The sequence below is a fragment of the Pseudomonas sp. 18173 genome (genome assembly GCF_050432945.1).
Lineage (GTDB): Bacteria > Pseudomonadota > Gammaproteobacteria > Pseudomonadales > Pseudomonadaceae > Aquipseudomonas.
In genome coordinates, this window is sequence record NZ_JBKFTN010000016.1 from 70,143 (window position 1) to 85,675 (window position 15,533).

Annotated in this window: 12 protein-coding genes; 6 read left to right on the top strand and 6 right to left on the bottom strand. The window is 60.7% G+C overall.

Going from position 1 to position 15,533, the window contains the following annotated elements:
* Nucleotides 1–119: 119 nt before the first annotated feature.
* The gene (locus ACLD1X_RS18615; protein WP_429370107.1) at nt 120–1,652 is read right to left on the bottom strand and encodes an EAL domain-containing protein; all 1,533 of its coding nucleotides are present in this window, start codon (nt 1,650–1,652) and stop codon (nt 120–122) included.
* Nucleotides 1,653–1,763: 111 nt separating this feature from the next.
* Nucleotides 1,764–2,636, bottom strand: a complete 873-nt coding sequence (locus ACLD1X_RS18620; protein ID WP_429370109.1) for a LysR family transcriptional regulator — start codon at nt 2,634–2,636, stop codon at nt 1,764–1,766.
* A gap of 78 nt (nt 2,637–2,714) precedes the next feature.
* Here ACLD1X_RS18620 and ACLD1X_RS18625 point away from each other — a divergent pair, with 78 nt between their 5' ends.
* Nucleotides 2,715–3,659 (top strand): DMT family transporter, encoded by a 945-nt coding sequence (locus tag ACLD1X_RS18625; RefSeq protein ID WP_429370111.1) that lies wholly within the window; start codon nt 2,715–2,717, stop codon nt 3,657–3,659.
* A gap of 250 nt (nt 3,660–3,909) precedes the next feature.
* Nucleotides 3,910–4,986, top strand: coding sequence for a 4-hydroxyphenylpyruvate dioxygenase (gene hppD, locus ACLD1X_RS18630; protein ID WP_429370113.1), 1,077 nt, complete (start codon nt 3,910–3,912; stop codon nt 4,984–4,986).
* 128 nt (nt 4,987–5,114) lie between these two features.
* Here the strand turns inward: hppD and rarD are convergent, their stop codons facing one another.
* The 3 genes from rarD to ACLD1X_RS18645 form a co-directional block, all read right to left on the bottom strand.
* On the bottom strand, nt 5,115–5,996 hold the full coding sequence (rarD, locus tag ACLD1X_RS18635; RefSeq protein ID WP_429370115.1) for an EamA family transporter RarD: 882 nt from the start codon (nt 5,994–5,996) through the stop codon (nt 5,115–5,117).
* 192 nt (nt 5,997–6,188) lie between these two features.
* On the bottom strand, nt 6,189–7,202 hold the full coding sequence (locus ACLD1X_RS18640) for an aldo/keto reductase (RefSeq protein ID WP_429370117.1): 1,014 nt from the start codon (nt 7,200–7,202) through the stop codon (nt 6,189–6,191).
* A 195-nt stretch (nt 7,203–7,397) separates the two neighbouring features.
* Nucleotides 7,398–8,708 carry an MFS transporter gene (locus tag ACLD1X_RS18645; protein ID WP_429370119.1) on the bottom strand — a complete coding sequence of 437 codons (1,311 nt, stop codon included), beginning with the start codon at nt 8,706–8,708 and terminating at the stop codon, nt 7,398–7,400.
* Between the two features lie 169 nt (nt 8,709–8,877).
* On the opposite strand from ACLD1X_RS18645, the gene ACLD1X_RS18650 reads away from it, so the two are divergent.
* The 4 genes from ACLD1X_RS18650 to ACLD1X_RS18665 all read left to right on the top strand — a co-directional run bounded on the left by ACLD1X_RS18650 (nt 8,878) and on the right by ACLD1X_RS18665 (nt 14,533).
* The gene (locus ACLD1X_RS18650; protein ID WP_429370121.1) at nt 8,878–9,999 is read left to right on the top strand and encodes a sugar diacid recognition domain-containing protein; all 1,122 of its coding nucleotides are present in this window, start codon (nt 8,878–8,880) and stop codon (nt 9,997–9,999) included.
* Between the two features lie 240 nt (nt 10,000–10,239).
* The gene (locus ACLD1X_RS18655; RefSeq protein WP_429370123.1) at nt 10,240–11,382 is read left to right on the top strand and encodes a glycerate kinase; all 1,143 of its coding nucleotides are present in this window, start codon (nt 10,240–10,242) and stop codon (nt 11,380–11,382) included.
* 294 nt (nt 11,383–11,676) lie between these two features.
* Nucleotides 11,677–13,302: a methyl-accepting chemotaxis protein gene (locus ACLD1X_RS18660; RefSeq protein ID WP_429370125.1), complete on the top strand. Its 1,626-nt coding sequence runs from the start codon at nt 11,677–11,679 to the stop codon at nt 13,300–13,302.
* A 43-nt stretch (nt 13,303–13,345) separates the two neighbouring features.
* A complete protein-coding gene (locus ACLD1X_RS18665; protein ID WP_429370127.1) occupies nt 13,346–14,533 on the top strand; it encodes a pyridoxal phosphate-dependent aminotransferase in 1,188 nt (395 codons plus the stop codon).
* Between the two features lie 15 nt (nt 14,534–14,548).
* Here the strand turns inward: ACLD1X_RS18665 and ACLD1X_RS18670 are convergent, their stop codons facing one another.
* On the bottom strand, nt 14,549–15,526 hold the full coding sequence (locus ACLD1X_RS18670) for a 2-hydroxyacid dehydrogenase (protein ID WP_429370129.1): 978 nt from the start codon (nt 15,524–15,526) through the stop codon (nt 14,549–14,551).
* Nucleotides 15,527–15,533 lie beyond the last annotated feature (7 nt).

Sequence of the window (15,533 nt, forward strand, 5' to 3'; positions counted from 1 at the left end):
AAAAATTGTAGTAGTTAATTGGCCAAGAGTAAATCCTGTCTTTTTCTTCATGTAACGTCAGTAGTGTTTTGATTCAAATTTGTGCGCGCAAGCATTGTTTTATCGATTAAATCCACGAGTTAATGGTCGCTTAATGCACTAATGAATTCCGCGCCGGGCATGGGTTTGCCGAACAGATAACCTTGCAGGAAGTTGACCTGGTGAACGCTCAGGTAATCACTCTGCTCAGGGGTCTCGACACCTTCGGCCACCAGGGCAAGGTCGAGTTTGACTGCCAGTTCGATGATGCTGTCGAGGATGTGGCTCGAGAGCGTGTCGATACCGATCATGGCAACAAAACTCTGGTCGATTTTCAGGAAGTCCACATTGAACTGGCGCAGGTAGCCAAGGCTTGAGTGACCCGTGCCGAAATCGTCGATGGCGATTTTCACGCCCAGTTCGCGAAGTTGCTCCAGCAGTTGCAGGGTGATGGCCGTGGGCTCGATCAGTTCGCGCTCGGTCAGTTCCAGCACCAGGTAAATCGAGCCCGGTTCGAACGCCTCGAGAAACTCGCGACAGTCCCTGACCAGTTCCAGGTCCTGACAATGGCTGGCGGTGATGTTTATACCAATGTGAAACGGTTTGTTGAACCTGGCGGAGTGCGGGGCGAGCAGGGCAGCGGTCTGCCGCATCAGCGAACGGGTCATCGGCACGATCAGCCCCGAGTGCTCGGCAAATGGGATGAACAGGTCCGGCCGCACCAGGCCTTCCTTCGGATGTTTCCAGCGCATCAGCACTTCAGCGCCGGACCAGCTTTTGCTGTCGCCATGCACCACGGGCTGGAAGTAGGGAATGAACTCGCAAGCTTCCAGTGCCCGTTGCATTTCCTGGGTGGGTGCCGAGGAGCGTTTTTGCAGGAAATGACCGATTGCTCCGGCAATCACTCCGAAGAAAATCAGCAGGCTGAACAGTGGCGGATATTCGCTGCTCATGTAGCGCCAGGTTTCACCTTTGGGGAAACCGGCCTCCACGGCAAAAGCATAGTGCCCGGAAGTCAATCGACTTTGCGCAACGGCCAGTTCAGGTGCCGCACCGGTGTGAACCTTGCCATCGACGGACATCCAGTCCGGGCCAACCTGCAGCACCAGCAAGGTCTTTCGACCGATCAAGCGCAGGATGTTGCTCAAGTGATAACCATCGAGGGTCGTCAGCGCGCCTTTTTTCCCTTCGCTCAGCCGGTACACCAGCAGCGCGGTGTTGGGCGTCACAGGATTGCCGTTCATGAGCCATAAGGCGCCCTGGTTGTAGTCACCGGGGTTGACCTTCTCCTGGTAATCGCCGAACAACGAGCTGCAATAGAGGTTGTTGTCCCACACCAGATTGGTTGAGCGCACGAATGGGCGGCGAGTGACCTGCTCGCGCAGAGCCAGGTTGACGTCAGCACAACTTTGACCGGACAGCGGCAGCAGTTCACGAGCGGCCTGTGAGGTGTTGTCGAGCATCAGGTCGAACTGGCGAACGGCTTCTTCGGCGGTTTGTTCGGTGTCCTGTTTGAGCGCACGCCCCGCTTGCATGTAAAGAATGGCGGCCCCCAGCAGCACCGGGAGCAATCCACTGATCAGGGTGACAGCAATTCTTGCGCTGCGACTGCGGGTTTTGGCTTTCAGTGGCATTCGCGACTCCTGTCACGAAGAACTAAGGCTCTCAAATGCTGGAAGGTCAATACGCCTCCCATGAAGAGTTGGGGTATGGCCATGATAGTTGGCCCTTGGCGGTTATGCCGCTCAACGCAAGTCCAGGCTTTGCGCCAGATCGATAAAGGCCCGCGTTGCGGGCGATGCCTGGCGTCGATCGAGCACCGCCAGGCCGACCTGGCGCAACACCGCGGGCGACAGCGGTTTTTTTACGCAGCGGCTGTCCATCCGGCTGGGCAATGAACCTTCGGCAACCACCGTCACCCCGTCGCCACGTGCGACAACATCCAGGGTGCTCAGCAATTGCGAGCAGCGGTAACGGATGTCGGGTGTCAGCCGGGCCGCGGTGAACAGGCGTGAAACCAGCTCCGAAGAACCGGCCTCGGTCAGCACAAACGGGGTATGGCACAGATCCTTCAGGCTCAGGCTGTCGCAAGTCGCCAGCGGGTGGCCAGCGGGCAGCAGCGCGACCATCTGATCCTCGATCAGCGCGACCGTGTCGAAACGCTCCTCGGGCAGTACCACAAAACCGATGTCGATCCGCCGTTCCTCGAGCCACTGTAGCACCTGGCGGTCAGGGCCTTCATCGATATGCACCTCGATGCCGGGATGGGCGGCGCGGTACTGCTGCAGGATCAATGGCAGCAACTTGACCGATGAGGTCGGGCCGAAGGAGCCGATGCGCAGCGTGCCGCGTTTCATGCCCTTTGCATCAGCCGCTTCCTGGCGCAGGGTGTTGGCCAGGCCCAGCATTGCACGGGCGCGCAGCAACAGTTGCTGGCCGATATCGCTCAATTCGACCCGCGATTGCTGGCGGCGCAACAACTCGACACCCAATTCCTGCTCCAGGGACTTCAAGGCATGGGACACCGCCGATTGGGAAATCCCCAGGCGATGGGCCGCTGCCGTGAAACCGTGGAGTTCGGCCACCAGGGAGAAAATCTCCAGTTGCGTGAGGGTCATGAGTATTTGCTCATTTTACGATGACTGGGTATTAGCAGAATGATACGCCATCTCTCCCGCATCCGGCCCTGGAGTCTTATGACGATCTGCGAGCAAACCCTGTCAAAACCCTCGTATCTACCGGTGTATCTGAAGCTGGCGGCGGTCACCATGGTGTGGGGTGGCACCTTCGTTGCCGGGCGCTATCTGGCCGGCAGCCTCAGCCCGTTGCTGGCCGCCAGCCTGAGGTTCCTGCTGGCCAGCGTGGCGTTGCTGCTGTTTGTACGCCTGGCGCGGATACCGCTGGTGCGGCCCAGCGCCCGGCAATGGTTGCAATTGTCATTGCTTGGCTTTTTCGGGATCTTTTTCTACAACCTGTGTTTCTTTTATGGCCTGCATTACATCAATGCCTCACGGGCGTCGTTGATCGTCGCGCTGAATCCGGCCGTGATCGGCCTGGCTTCCTGGCTAGTGTTCAAGGAGCGTTTGAACCGGGCGAAAGTCGTCGGCATTGCGATCTGCATCGCGGGCGCGAACCTGGTGATCGTCAGTCGCGATCCACAATTGTTGGCCGGTGGAACCGAGGCCTGGCTCGGCGATCTGCTGATTTTCGGCTGTGTCCTCGGCTGGGGGATCTACTCGCTGTGCTCCCGGGAGCTGAACCAGACCCTGGGGCCGGTGCAAACAGTGACGTATTCGATTCTACTGGGCACAGCCATGCTCTGGATGACCTGCATCCTGCGTGGCGAAGTGAGTTTTGTCGCGATCGCCCACCTGGGTACGCCGCAGTGGTTGAGTCTTTTGTACCTGGGTGTGCTGGGGTCGGCACTGGCGTACATTGGCTATTACGACGGCATTCGCCAAATCGGTGCGACGCGTTCCGGGGTGTTCATCGCCCTGAACCCGTTGACGGCGGTTCTCCTTGGCGCGCTGCTGCTGGATGAGCCGCTGACGCTGGCCATGTGCCTGGGTGGCGGGCTGATACTGGCGGGGATTTACCTCTGCAATAAACCCCTTGCGCGAGCAAGGAAAAAGGGGATTTGATACAGAAGGCGGACAAACCGATTTACGCTGTGTAGAATCAGGTTACGCATACAATAATAATCGTCTTCTGGCAGCAGAAGCCTCGCCCGCAAGAGCCTTGGGTCGATAATGAAGATATTCGGGTTTCAACTGATCTACGGTGACTTTCTCGCCCGCAGTGTGCGGGGCATCTCCTGTGCGCCACCCACTGGTCTCAGCATTGCTTGCAACTAACCTTTGTTAATTGATAAAGAATGATGAGGCGCCAACCATGGCAGATTTATACGAAAACCCGATGGGCCTGATGGGCTTTGAATTCATCGAGCTCGCATCGCCGACTCCCAATACCCTGGAGCCGATCTTCGAGATCATGGGCTTCACCAAGGTGGCGACCCACCGCTCCAAGAACGTGCACCTGTATCGCCAGGGCGCGATCAACCTGATCCTCAACAACGAACCCCACAGCGTGGCTTCCTACTTCGCGGCCGAGCACGGTCCGTCGGTGTGCGGCATGGCGTTTCGCGTCAAGGATTCGCAAAAGGCCTTCAAGCGCGCCCTGGAACTCGGCGCCCAGCCGATCCACATTGAAACCGGCCCGATGGAGCTGAACCTGCCGGCAATCAAAGGCATCGGTGGTGCGCCGCTGTACCTGATCGACCGTTTCGGTGAAGGCAGTTCGATCTATGACATCGACTTCGTGTTCCTCGAAGGCGTTGACCGCCACCCGGTCGGTGCCGGCCTGAAGATCATCGATCACCTGACCCACAACGTGTACCGCGGTCGCATGGCCTACTGGGCCAACTTCTACGAGAAGCTGTTCAATTTCCGCGAAATCCGCTACTTCGACATCAAGGGCGAGTACACCGGCCTGACCTCCAAGGCCATGACCGCACCCGATGGCATGATCCGCATTCCGTTGAACGAAGAGTCGTCCAAGGGCGCCGGGCAGATCGAAGAGTTCCTGATGCAGTTCAACGGCGAGGGCATCCAGCACGTTGCCTTCCTGTCCGATGACCTGATCAAGACCTGGGATCACCTGAAAAGCATCGGCATGCGCTTCATGACCGCGCCACCGGACACCTACTACGAAATGCTCGAAGGCCGTTTGCCGAACCACGGCGAGCCGGTAGGCGAACTGCAGGCACGGGGCATTTTGCTGGACGGTTCGTCCGAGTCGGGCGACAAGCGCCTGCTGTTGCAGATCTTCTCGGAAACCCTGATGGGGCCGGTGTTCTTCGAGTTCATCCAGCGCAAGGGCGATGATGGTTTCGGCGAAGGCAACTTCAAGGCTCTGTTCGAATCGATCGAACGTGACCAGGTTCGTCGTGGTGTTCTCTCCACCGACTAATCTGTTGACGCTGTAAAAAACTGTGGGAGCGGGCTTGCTCGCGAAGACGGAGTGCCAGTCGCCATCAATGCTGACTGATACACCGCTTTCGCGAGCAAGCCCGCTCCCACATTTGTTTTTGCGTGTGGTTAAGGCCTGCGTTGCCGGACCAGGTGCTTGAACCCCTCAAACACCAACACCAGCACGGCCATCCAGATCGGGATGTAGGTCAGCCATTCGCCGGCCTTGATGCTCTCTCCCAGCAGCAGCGCCACGCCCAGCAACAACACCGGTTCGACGTAGCTCAACAGGCCGAACAGGCTGAACGGCAGCAGGCGACTGGCAATGATGTAGATCACCAGTGCCGACGCGCTGATCACGCCAAGCATCGGGATCAACAGCGACAACCATGGATGCTGGTCAAACACGCCGAAACCTTGTGCGCCGCTCTGAACGAACCATAACGCCACCGGCAGCATCAACGCCATGTCCAGCCACAAGCCGCCAAGATTGTCCGTCGCCAGTCGTTTGCGCACTACGAAGTAGGTCGGATAACCCACGCAGACCAGCAAGGTCGCCCAGGAAAATCCACCGACCTGATACACCTCGTTGATCACGCCCAGGCAGGCGAACACCACGGCGATTTTTTGCAGGTAGGACAGGCGTTCGCCATAGGCGATACGCCCGGTCAGGACCATGGTCAGCGGCAGCAGGAAATAACCCAGGGACACATCCAGGCTGTAGCCGTTCAGCGGCGCCCACATGAACAGCCACAATTGCACGCCGAGCAGGGCCGAGGAGGCGATCAGCGCGCCCATCAGCTTCGGATTGGCAATGACCCGCCCAACGAGCTCCAGCACGCGCTTCCACTCACCGGACACCACCATGAACACGGTCATGCACGGCACGGTCAGCAGCATGCGCCAGCCAAAGATTTCCACGCCGCTCAAGGGGGTGAGCAGCGACGTGTAGTAATACATGACGGCAAACAGCACCGAGGCTGAAACCGATAGAGCGATACCTTTAGACAAGCTGTCCTCGCGAAGTTGAAGGAAAAACGGGCTGCGGAGGATACGTGGTTTTTGTGCTGAATATTGGCCAGATGATCAATATTTCCAACACACACCCTGTAGGAGCGAGCTTGCTCGCGATGTACGACCAGACACCGCGGGCATGCAGGCTCCCCGCGTTATCGTTGACCACCATCGCGAGCAAGTTCGCTCCTACAGTGGAAATGGTCTGCGGCCAGACACAAAGTGGCTTACGTCATTGAACCCCGGTGTCGACGCATGCCCCGGCGTTACCAGCGAATCGATGAACGCCTCATCCTCGACCGTGATCTTCACCGCTTGAGCCTTAGTGTAGGCATCCCACTGCGCTTCGGTACGCGGCCCGACAATGGCTGAAGTAACGGCGCTGTTGTTCAGCACCCAGGCAATCGCGAACTCGACAATGCCTGTGCCGCGTTCCTGGGTGTATTGCTGGATTTGCTGGGCGATGCGCAGGGACTCGACGCGCCATTCGGTTTCCAGGATGCGCTTGTCTGCCCGCCCGGCGCGGCTGTTGGCGTCCGGCTTCACGTCCGGTGCGTACTTGCCGCTGAGCACCCCCCGCGCCAGCGGGCTGTAGGGCACCACGCCAAGACCGTAATTGTGCGCAGCCGTGATCTGCTCGGTTTCGGCCTGGCGGTTGACGATGTTGTACAGCGGCTGGCTGATCACCGGCCGGTCAACGCCCAGTTTGTCGGCGACGCGGATGACTTCGGCGATGCGCCAGCCCCGGTAGTTCGACAGGCCCCAATAGCGGACCTTGCCCTGGCGAATCAGATCGCCAATGGCCGATACCGTCACTTCCAGCGGCGTATTGTGGTCTTCGCGGTGCAGGTAATAGATGTCGAGGTAGTCGGTGCCCAGGCGTGTCAGGCTGGCATCGATGCCGTTGAACAGGTGCTTGCGGCTCAGGCCGCTGCGGTTGGGGATACCGTCCACGGGACCGAAACCGACCTTGGTCGCCAGCACCCATTCGTGGCGGCGGCTGGCGATGGCCTCGCCGACGATCTCCTCGGAACGGCCGTTGGTGTACACGTCGGCAGTGTCGATGAAATTGATGCCCTGGTCCCAGGCCTTGTCGATGATGCGCAGGGAGTCCTCGGGGCTGGTCTGTTCGCCGAACATCATGGTGCCCAGGGTCAGGGTGGACACCTGCAGGCCCGAATGACCCAGTGTGCGATAGCTCATGAGCAAATCCTTTTACCGGTGGGAAAGGCTCAATCAGATACCAGAACAACCACTGGGGGCAAACTGATTTATTTAACACCGCAGAGCCAAATGTGGGAGCGGTCTTGCTCGCGAAAGCGGTGTGTCAGTCACTATCAGGCTGCCTGATACAACGCCTTCGCGAGCAAGCCCGCTCCCACATGGGTACTTCGTTGATCAGGCGCGCAGGGTCCGGGTCATGCGCAGCGCCAGCAAGCTACCGCAGATAATCACACCCGCCAGCAGGTACAGCGCGGCATCGGTCGAGCCGGTGCTGTCCTTGACCCAGCCCACCAGGTACGGGCTGAGGAAACCGGCCATTTGCCCCATCGAGTTGATCAGCGCCAGGCCACCGGCAGCCGCGCCGGCACTGAGCAGGGCGGTCGGCACCGGCCAGAACATCGGCAGGCCGGTGAGGGCGCCCATGGTGGCGATGGTCAGGCCGAGAATCGCGATGGCCGGGTTGGCGGCAAAGTTCACCGCGATCAGCAGCCCCAGCGCGCCCATCAACATCGGCACTACCAAGTGCCAGCGGCGCTCTTTGCGCAGGTCCGCCGAGCGACCGACAAACAACATGAACAACGCTGCCAGCAGGTACGGAATCGCACTCAGCCAGCCGATCACCAGGTTATCGCTGAAGCCCAGGTTCTTGATGATCGACGGCAGCCAGAAGTTGATCGCGTAGACGCCGCTCTGGATGCAGAAGTAGATCAGGCCGAAGGCCCAGATCGCCGGGTTCTTGAACACCGCCAGCAGCGAATCGGTCGTGGTTTTCGGTTTGTTGGCCAGGTCCTCGGCGTGGTCGGCTTCCAGCACCGAACGCTCGAACGGGGTCAGCCATTTCGCATTGGCGTAACTGTCGCTGAGCAGGAAATAAGCCAGCGCACCGAGGATCACCGTCGGAATGCCTTGCAACAGGAACATCCACTGCCAGCCCGCCAAACCACCTTGGCCCGCCGCAAAGTGATTGAGAATCCAGCCGGAGAACGGGCTGCCAAGCAGGCCGGATACCGGGATCGCCGACATGAACAGCGCCATGATGCGGCCACGACGGAAGGTCGGAAACCACTGCGAGAGGTACAGCACCACGCCCGGGAAGAACCCGGCTTCGGCCGCGCCGGTGAACAGGCGCAAGGTGTAGAACCCGGTCGGCGTGGTGACGAACAGCAGGCAGGTCGACAGCGTGCCCCAGGTGATCATCATCAGCGCGATCCAGCGTCGCGGGCCGAATCGGGTCAGGGCCAGGTTGCTTGGCACGCCGCACAGCACGTAACCGATAAAGAAGATGCCGGCACCGAGGCCGTACACGGTTTCGCTGAACTTCAGTGCATCGAGCATCTGCAGCTTGGCAAATCCAACGTTCACCCGGTCGAGGTAGTTGAACAGGTAGCAGATGAAAATGAAGGGGATCAAACGCAGGGTAATGCGTTTGTAGACGGCGTTTTTATCGTCAGCGATGGCCTGGGACGCTACGGCGCTCTGTGACATGGCGGCTCTCTCTTTATTATGATTTTTTGCGATGCAAAGGGTAACGTTGATCGCCCTGAGAGTCTCGGTCACCCTCGTGGCTGCTGTCTTTGTGCCTGAGCACAGGGTTTGCCACCAAGGCCTGTGCGGGTGAACAACCCGTTCCACCACTGTTTCAAGGATCCGCGCTATGTTCGAACTCGATCACGACCTGGCCCAGGATATCGTCGACCGGGCGATGGCCATTCTGCCGTACAACGTCAACGTCATGGACAGCCAGGGGCTGATCCTGGGCAGCGGCGAGCCGGAGCGCGTCAACACCCGGCACGAAGGCGCGCAACTGGTCCTGGCCAACGGCCGGGTGGTTGAGATCGACGCACAGACGGCGATTCATCTCAAGGGCGTGCAGCCGGGCATCAACCTGCCTCTGCTGCTCGATGAGCGTTTGATCGGTGTGTTGGGCATCACCGGCGAACCTGAGCAGTTGCGCACCTACGCCGAACTGGTACGCATGACCGCCGAGATGCTGGTGGGCCAGCGCAATCAGCAGGCCGAACAGCAATGGCGGCGCCAGCGTTGCGACGATCTGCTGGCGTTGCTGCTCAGTGACGCAGGAAGTTCGCCCCGCCTGATCGACGAGGCGCAACAGCTGGGGCTCAAGCCACAGATAACCCGTGTGCCATACCTGTTCGAATTGGGCATGGAGCATGGACCGGGGCAAACCGCCGAAGCACTCAGCGCCTGGCTCACCTCGCGCTACCCTGATAGCTGGTGCGTGAGCTCGGCCAAAACTTCATTGCTCTGGTGCCGGCCGGCCAGCCAGTCGGTCGAGAACGAACGCTTGCTGGACAAACTTGACGGCCTGGGCTGGAACATCCTGCGTATCGCCGTGGGTGGGCAAGCCGACGGGCTGGCGGGGTTGCGCCGCTGTTACCGTCGGGTCGGCGACTTGCTGGCCTACGGGCGCGATGTATTGCCCCGCTCGAGGTTGCTGACCCTCAACCGCTTTCGTTTGCCGGTGATGCTCTGGCGCCACCGCAACGACGATGCTCTCGACGAATTGCTCAACCCGTTGCGCAAGGTCATCGCCAAGGACAACAACGGCCAACTGCTGGCGACCCTGCGCAGCTGGTGCGAGCACGACGGCCAGAGTCAGGCTTGCGCCGATGCGCTGGGCATCCATCGCAACAGCCTGCGTTATCGCATGGAGCGGATTGCCGAGCTGAGCGGGGTTGATCCATTGCGTCTCGACGGCATGCTCGCGCTGTACCTTGGCGTGCAACTGCTGCCCGAGTCAGACTCAATTTCGTGAGCGACAAAATCCCCCTGTAGGAGCGAGCTTGCTCGCGAAAAACCAGAGGGCGCCGCGGTAAGTCTGATTTCCCGCGTCATCGTTACCCTCCATCGCGAGCAAGCTCGCTCCTACAGGTGAAACGTCTGCAACGGGTTTTGTGGAAATGAACAATAATTCCCGATACCGCTTGTGCAGCGGCCCGGCGTTATTGTGCAGGGCGGCTGGCAGCATGGGTGGCATTGGAACTGGAGAATTCCCATGAAAATCGTGATCGCCCCCGATTCGTTCAAGGACAGCCTCAGCGCTCAAGGCGTGGCCGACGCCATTGCATTGGGATTGGCACAGGTATGGCCTGATGCCCAACTGATCAAATGCCCGATGGCCGATGGTGGGGAAGGGACTGTCGAGTCGATTCTCGCCGCGTGCGAAGGCGAACTGCGCCGCACCGTGGTTCGCGGGCCGCTGGGGGCCATGGTGGATGCCGCCTGGGGCTGGTTGCCGCAGAGCCACACCGCGATCATCGAAATGGCCGAGGCCAGCGGTTTGCAGTTGGTCCCGGTGGATCAGCGTGATGCCTGTATCAGCAGCACCTTCGGCACCGGTGAGTTGATCCGCGCTGCACTGGATGCCGGCGCACAACGGGTGATTCTTGCCATTGGCGGCAGCGCCACCAATGACGGCGGCGCCGGGGCCGTGCAGGCTTTGGGCGTGAAGCTGTTCGATGCGCAAGGCCAGCTCTTGCCACCGGGTGGCCTGGCGCTCGCCCAGCTGTTCCGCATCGATCTGAGCGACATCGATCCGCGACTGGCCGAGGTGCGTTTCGACATCGCCGCCGACGTCAACAATCCGCTGTGCGGCGCCCACGGCGCGTCAGCGATTTTCGGCCCGCAAAAAGGCGCTACGCCTGAACAGGTTCAGCTACTGGATCACGCCCTCGGGCACTTTGCCGATCACTGCGCCAACGTCCTGAACAAGGATGTGCGTGATGAGCCGGGCAGTGGTGCGGCGGGTGGTCTGGGCTTTGCGGCCAAGGCCTTTCTCGGTGCGCAGTTCAAGGCGGGTGTTGAAGTGGTCGCCGAGCTGGTTGGCTTGGCCGACGCAGTGCAAAACGCCGATCTGGTCATCACCGGTGAAGGCCGTTTCGATGCCCAGACCCTGCGCGGGAAAACACCTTTTGGTGTGGCGCGCATTGCCCGGCAACAAGGCGTGCCAGTGATCGTCATCGCCGGCACCCTGGGCGAGGGCTATCAAACGCTGTACGAACACGGCATCGACGCCGCGTTCGCCCTGGCCAGTGGGCCGATGACCCTGGCCCAGGCCTGCAGCGAAGCACCGCAATTGCTGCGCGAGCGGGCGAGCGATATCGCCCGCGTCTGGCGAGTGGCCTCGCATAGACCCTGAACACAGCCGCGTTTTGTAGGAGCGAGCTTGCTTGCGATGAACATGAGGACGCCCAGTTCAACCAGGCATCCCGCGTCATCGTTGAAGTCCATCGCGAACAAGCTCGCTCCTGCAGTAGGCAAAAAATATTTCTGCCAACCCCCCGCAAAAATCCTCAAGCCCTGCCGATACAACGATCAGGCGCACACACACCTGTAAAAACAGTGTCGCCCGACTGAACGGCGCGCCTCAACGCCTGCCCGCCAGTGATCATGGCAAGGACGCTCGAAGCCTCAACCACCCGAGTATCGTCCTATGTCCCTGCGCCATCTGAACATCGCGCCTCGAGCTTTCCTGGGGTTTGCCTTCATTGCCTTGCTGGTCATCGTGCTGGGTGTGTTTGCCGTCAATCGCATGAGTATCATCCGCCAGGCCTCTGTGGACATGGGAGCCACGCAACTGCCCAGTGTCGGCTTCCTGGGCAACATGACCGAAAACGTCCTGCGCATGCGCATCCTCTCGTTCCGCATCCTGGTCAACCGTGACCCGGCCGCGTTGCAGGAAGCCCAGACCCGTATCGGCGTGCTCACCGACAAACTGCGAAGTGCCCAGCAAAGTTATGCCGCGCTGCCCGCCCAACCGGAAGAAGCCGCGCTGTACAAGACCTTCACCGCCACCCTCGACAACTACATGCAGGCCCAGAGCCAGATGATGGAGCTGTCGCGTGCAAACAAGCTCGATGAGATGCGCAGCCTGATCAACACGCGGATCAAGGACGGCACCGACCAGATGGGCGAGCAGCTCAACAAACTGGTGGCCCTCAATACCGGCTATGCCCAGCGCGCGTTGGCCGAGGCGGGCGAGCAATACAACAACGCTATCACGGGCATCATTGTGGTCGCGGTGATCGCGGCGCTGATGACCGTGTTGTTGGCATTGCTGCTGACCCGCAGCATCGTCACGCCGCTCAACCGCGCGCTGCAAGCCGCCCTAACCATCGCCGGGGGCAACCTGACCAATGCCATCGAAGTGGACGGAAAGGATGAGCCGGCGCGCTTGCTTGGCGCTTTGTCCAGCATGCAGACCAGCCTGCGCAAAACCATCGAGCAGATCGCCGGTTCCGCTACCCAACTGGGAGCCGCCGCCGAAGAACTGAGCACCGTCACTCAGGAAGCGTCCCGCGGCCTGCAACAGCAGAACAACGAGATCGAACAGGCCGCCACCGCCGTCAATGAAATGACCGCGGCCGTGGAAGAAGTGGCGCGCAATGCGGTGTCCACCTCCGAAGCCTCGAACCAGTCGACCCAGGCTGCCCGGGAAGGTCATGACCGTGTGGTGGAAACCGTCGATGCGATCCAGACCATGACCCGTGACGTGCAGAACACGGCATTGATGATTGAAGGCCTGGCGACCCAGGGCCGTGACATCGGCAAAGTGCTCGACGTGATCCGCGCCATCGCGGAACAGACCAACCTGCTGGCGCTCAACGCCGCCATCGAAGCTGCCCGGGCCGGTGAAGCCGGGCGCGGATTTGCCGTGGTCGCCGACGAGGTGCGGGCGCTGGCCCATCGCACGGCACAGTCGACCCAGGAAATCGAAAAAATGGTCGCCGGCATTCAGAACGGTACTGGCCAGGCCGTGTCGTCGATGCAACAAAGCAATCAACGCACCCAGACCACACTGGAAATGGCCCGCGCCGCCGGCATTGCCCTGGAACAGATCACCCAGTCGATCCACTTGATCAACGAACGCAACCTGGTGATCGCCAGTGCGTCCGAAGAACAGGCCCAGGTGTCCCGCGAGGTGGATCGCAATCTGGTGAACATTCGCGACCTTGCTACCCAGTCCGCCGCCGGTGCCAATCAGACCAGCGCCGCGACCCACGAATTGTCGCGCCTGGCGGTGGATTTGAACGCCATGGTGGCGCGTTTCGTGATTTGAGATAGGGTTGAGGCTGGGAGCACCCGCGCGACAGGAGACAGACATGCGCTATTCAGCCTTGACCCAACGAATCGCCGGTGACGGAGCGGCGGCCTGGCAGATTCACGATCGAGCGCTGCAATTGCGCGAACAGGGCGTCGACGTCCTGCTGTTGTCAATTGGCGACCCTGACTTCGATACGCCGCAACCCATCGTCCAGGCCGCCATCGCCAGCCTGTTGGCCGGTGATACGCACTATCCGGAAGTGCGCGGCAGCCGCGGGCTGCGCGACAGCATTGCCCGCCGGCATCGGCACCGCAGCGGTCAGGTGGTGGATGCCGAACATGTGATCGTTTTTCCGGGCGCGCAGTGCGCGGTGTATTCGGTGGCGCAATGCCTGCTCGATCCGGGCGACGAAGTGATTGTCGCCGAGCCGATGTACGTGACCTATGAAGGCGTGATCGGCGCCTGTGCGGCCACCGTGGTCCCGGTGCCCGTGCGCCCGCAGAACGGGTTTCGCGTCGACCCGGTGGATGTCGCGGCCCGGATCACGGCAAAAACACGCGCCATCCTGCTCAACAGTCCGAACAATCCGTCCGGCGCCAGTTTGCCATTGGCCATCTGGCAAGATCTGGCGGCGCTGTGCATTCGTCATGATTTGTGGCTGATCAGTGACGAGGTCTACAGCGATCTGCTGTACGAGGGCGAGCACATCAGTCCGGCAAGTCTGCCGGGCATGGCCGAACGGACGGCGACGATCAATAGCCTGTCCAAGTCCCACGCCATGAGCGGCTGGCGGGTGGGCTGGGTGGTCGGGCCCAAACCCATGGCCGGGCACCTGGTCAATCTGTCGCTCAGCATGTTGTTCGGTATTCCGGATTTCGTGCAGAACGCCGCGCAATTGGCGCTGGACCGCGACCTGCCGGAAGTGGCCTCGATGCGCGAAGAGTATCGCCAGCGTCGTGATCTGGTGTGTGCAAGCCTGGGCCAATGTCAGGGCCTCAGGCCGATTCGCCCGGATGGCGGCATGTTCGTGATGGTCGATGTGCGCCAGACCGGGTTGTCGGCCCAGCGCTTCGCCGAGCGGTTGCTGGAAGGCTATGGCGTGTCGGTTTTGGCCGGTGAAGCGTTCGGGCCGAGTGCGGCGGGGCATATCCGCATCGGCTTGGTGGTTGACCGGCCGAAACTGGCAGATGCGTGTCGGCGGATCGTACGCTGTGCGACGGATTTGCTGGAGGCGCGGCGTGCCTGAAAGACGCCGAATACCTCAGCCCTTCCACGCCCCGACATTCACCAGATTCACCGGTCGCTCACCCGCCAGCGCCGCCAACAGATTGTCCACCGCGCATCTGGCCATGGCCTCCCGTGTTTCATGAGTCGCCGAGCCGATGTGCGGAGTCGCCACCACGTTGTTCAACTGCAGCAACGGCGAGTCCAGGCTCAGCGGTTCGCGTTCGAATACATCCAGCCCGGCTGCGCGAATCCGGCCCGCACGCAAGGCTTCAATGAGCGCCACTTCATCTACCACTCTGCCCCGTGAAATATTAATGAAGATGGTCTCGGGACGCATCAGGGCGAACTGTGCTGCACCGATCAGGCCTTCGGTTCCGGCGGTCAGCGGCAGCGTCAGGCAAACGAAATCCGCCTGTTGCAGCAGTTCCGGCAGGCTGCGGTACTGCGCATTGAATCGCTGTTCCACCGCGGGTTTCGGTGACTGGCTGTGATAGATCACCGGCATGCCGAAACCGAAATGCCCGCGCTGGGCCAGTGCCTCGCCAATGCGGCCCATGCCAATGATGCCCAGGGTTTTACCGTGCACGTCGCTGCCGAAATGCGCGGGGCCGATGTTGCGGGTCCAGTGGCCTTCGCGAATCATGTTGGCCAATTCCACTACGCGCCGGGCCGTTGCCAGGATCAGCGCGAAGCCAGTGTCAGCGGTGGTTTCCGTCAATACATCCGGTGTGTTGCTGAGCAAGATGCGCCGCTCGGTCAGGTAGTCGATGTCGTAGTTATCGACACCCACCGAAACGCTGGCAATGGCTTCAAGGCTGGGGGCCAGATCGAGCAGTTCGGCATCCAGTTTCAGGCTGGCACCCAGCAAGCCGTGGGCACGGGGCAGGGCATCACGCAGCTTGGCCAGGCCCGAGGCATCGAGGTTTTCGATCAGCGTCACTTCGGTCTGCTCGTGCAGGCGAGCCATCAGCAGCGGCGAGAGTTTCTTGTACAGGACGACTTGCTTTTTCATCTTTGAG

Bases quoted from the DNA above. Each gene is read 5' to 3' on its own strand.
- ACLD1X_RS18615 (WP_429370107.1), bottom strand. From the start codon at position 1,652: ATGCCACTGAAAGCCAAAACCCGCAGTCGCAGCGCAAGAATTGCTGTC.
- ACLD1X_RS18645 (WP_429370119.1), bottom strand. From the start codon at position 8,708: ATGTCACAGAGCGCCGTAGCGTCCCAGGCCATCGCTGACGATAAAAAC.
- hppD (WP_429370113.1), top strand. From the start codon at position 3,910: ATGGCAGATTTATACGAAAACCCGATGGGCCTGATGGGCTTTGAATTC.
- ACLD1X_RS18655 (WP_429370123.1), top strand. From the start codon at position 10,240: ATGAAAATCGTGATCGCCCCCGATTCGTTCAAGGACAGCCTCAGCGCT.
- ACLD1X_RS18650 (WP_429370121.1), top strand. From the start codon at position 8,878: ATGTTCGAACTCGATCACGACCTGGCCCAGGATATCGTCGACCGGGCG.
- ACLD1X_RS18660 (WP_429370125.1), top strand. From the start codon at position 11,677: ATGTCCCTGCGCCATCTGAACATCGCGCCTCGAGCTTTCCTGGGGTTT.
- ACLD1X_RS18670 (WP_429370129.1), bottom strand. From the start codon at position 15,526: ATGAAAAAGCAAGTCGTCCTGTACAAGAAACTCTCGCCGCTGCTGATG.
- ACLD1X_RS18640 (WP_429370117.1), bottom strand. From the start codon at position 7,202: ATGAGCTATCGCACACTGGGTCATTCGGGCCTGCAGGTGTCCACCCTG.
- ACLD1X_RS18665 (WP_429370127.1), top strand. From the start codon at position 13,346: ATGCGCTATTCAGCCTTGACCCAACGAATCGCCGGTGACGGAGCGGCG.
- ACLD1X_RS18625 (WP_429370111.1), top strand. From the start codon at position 2,715: ATGACGATCTGCGAGCAAACCCTGTCAAAACCCTCGTATCTACCGGTG.
- ACLD1X_RS18620 (WP_429370109.1), bottom strand. From the start codon at position 2,636: ATGACCCTCACGCAACTGGAGATTTTCTCCCTGGTGGCCGAACTCCAC.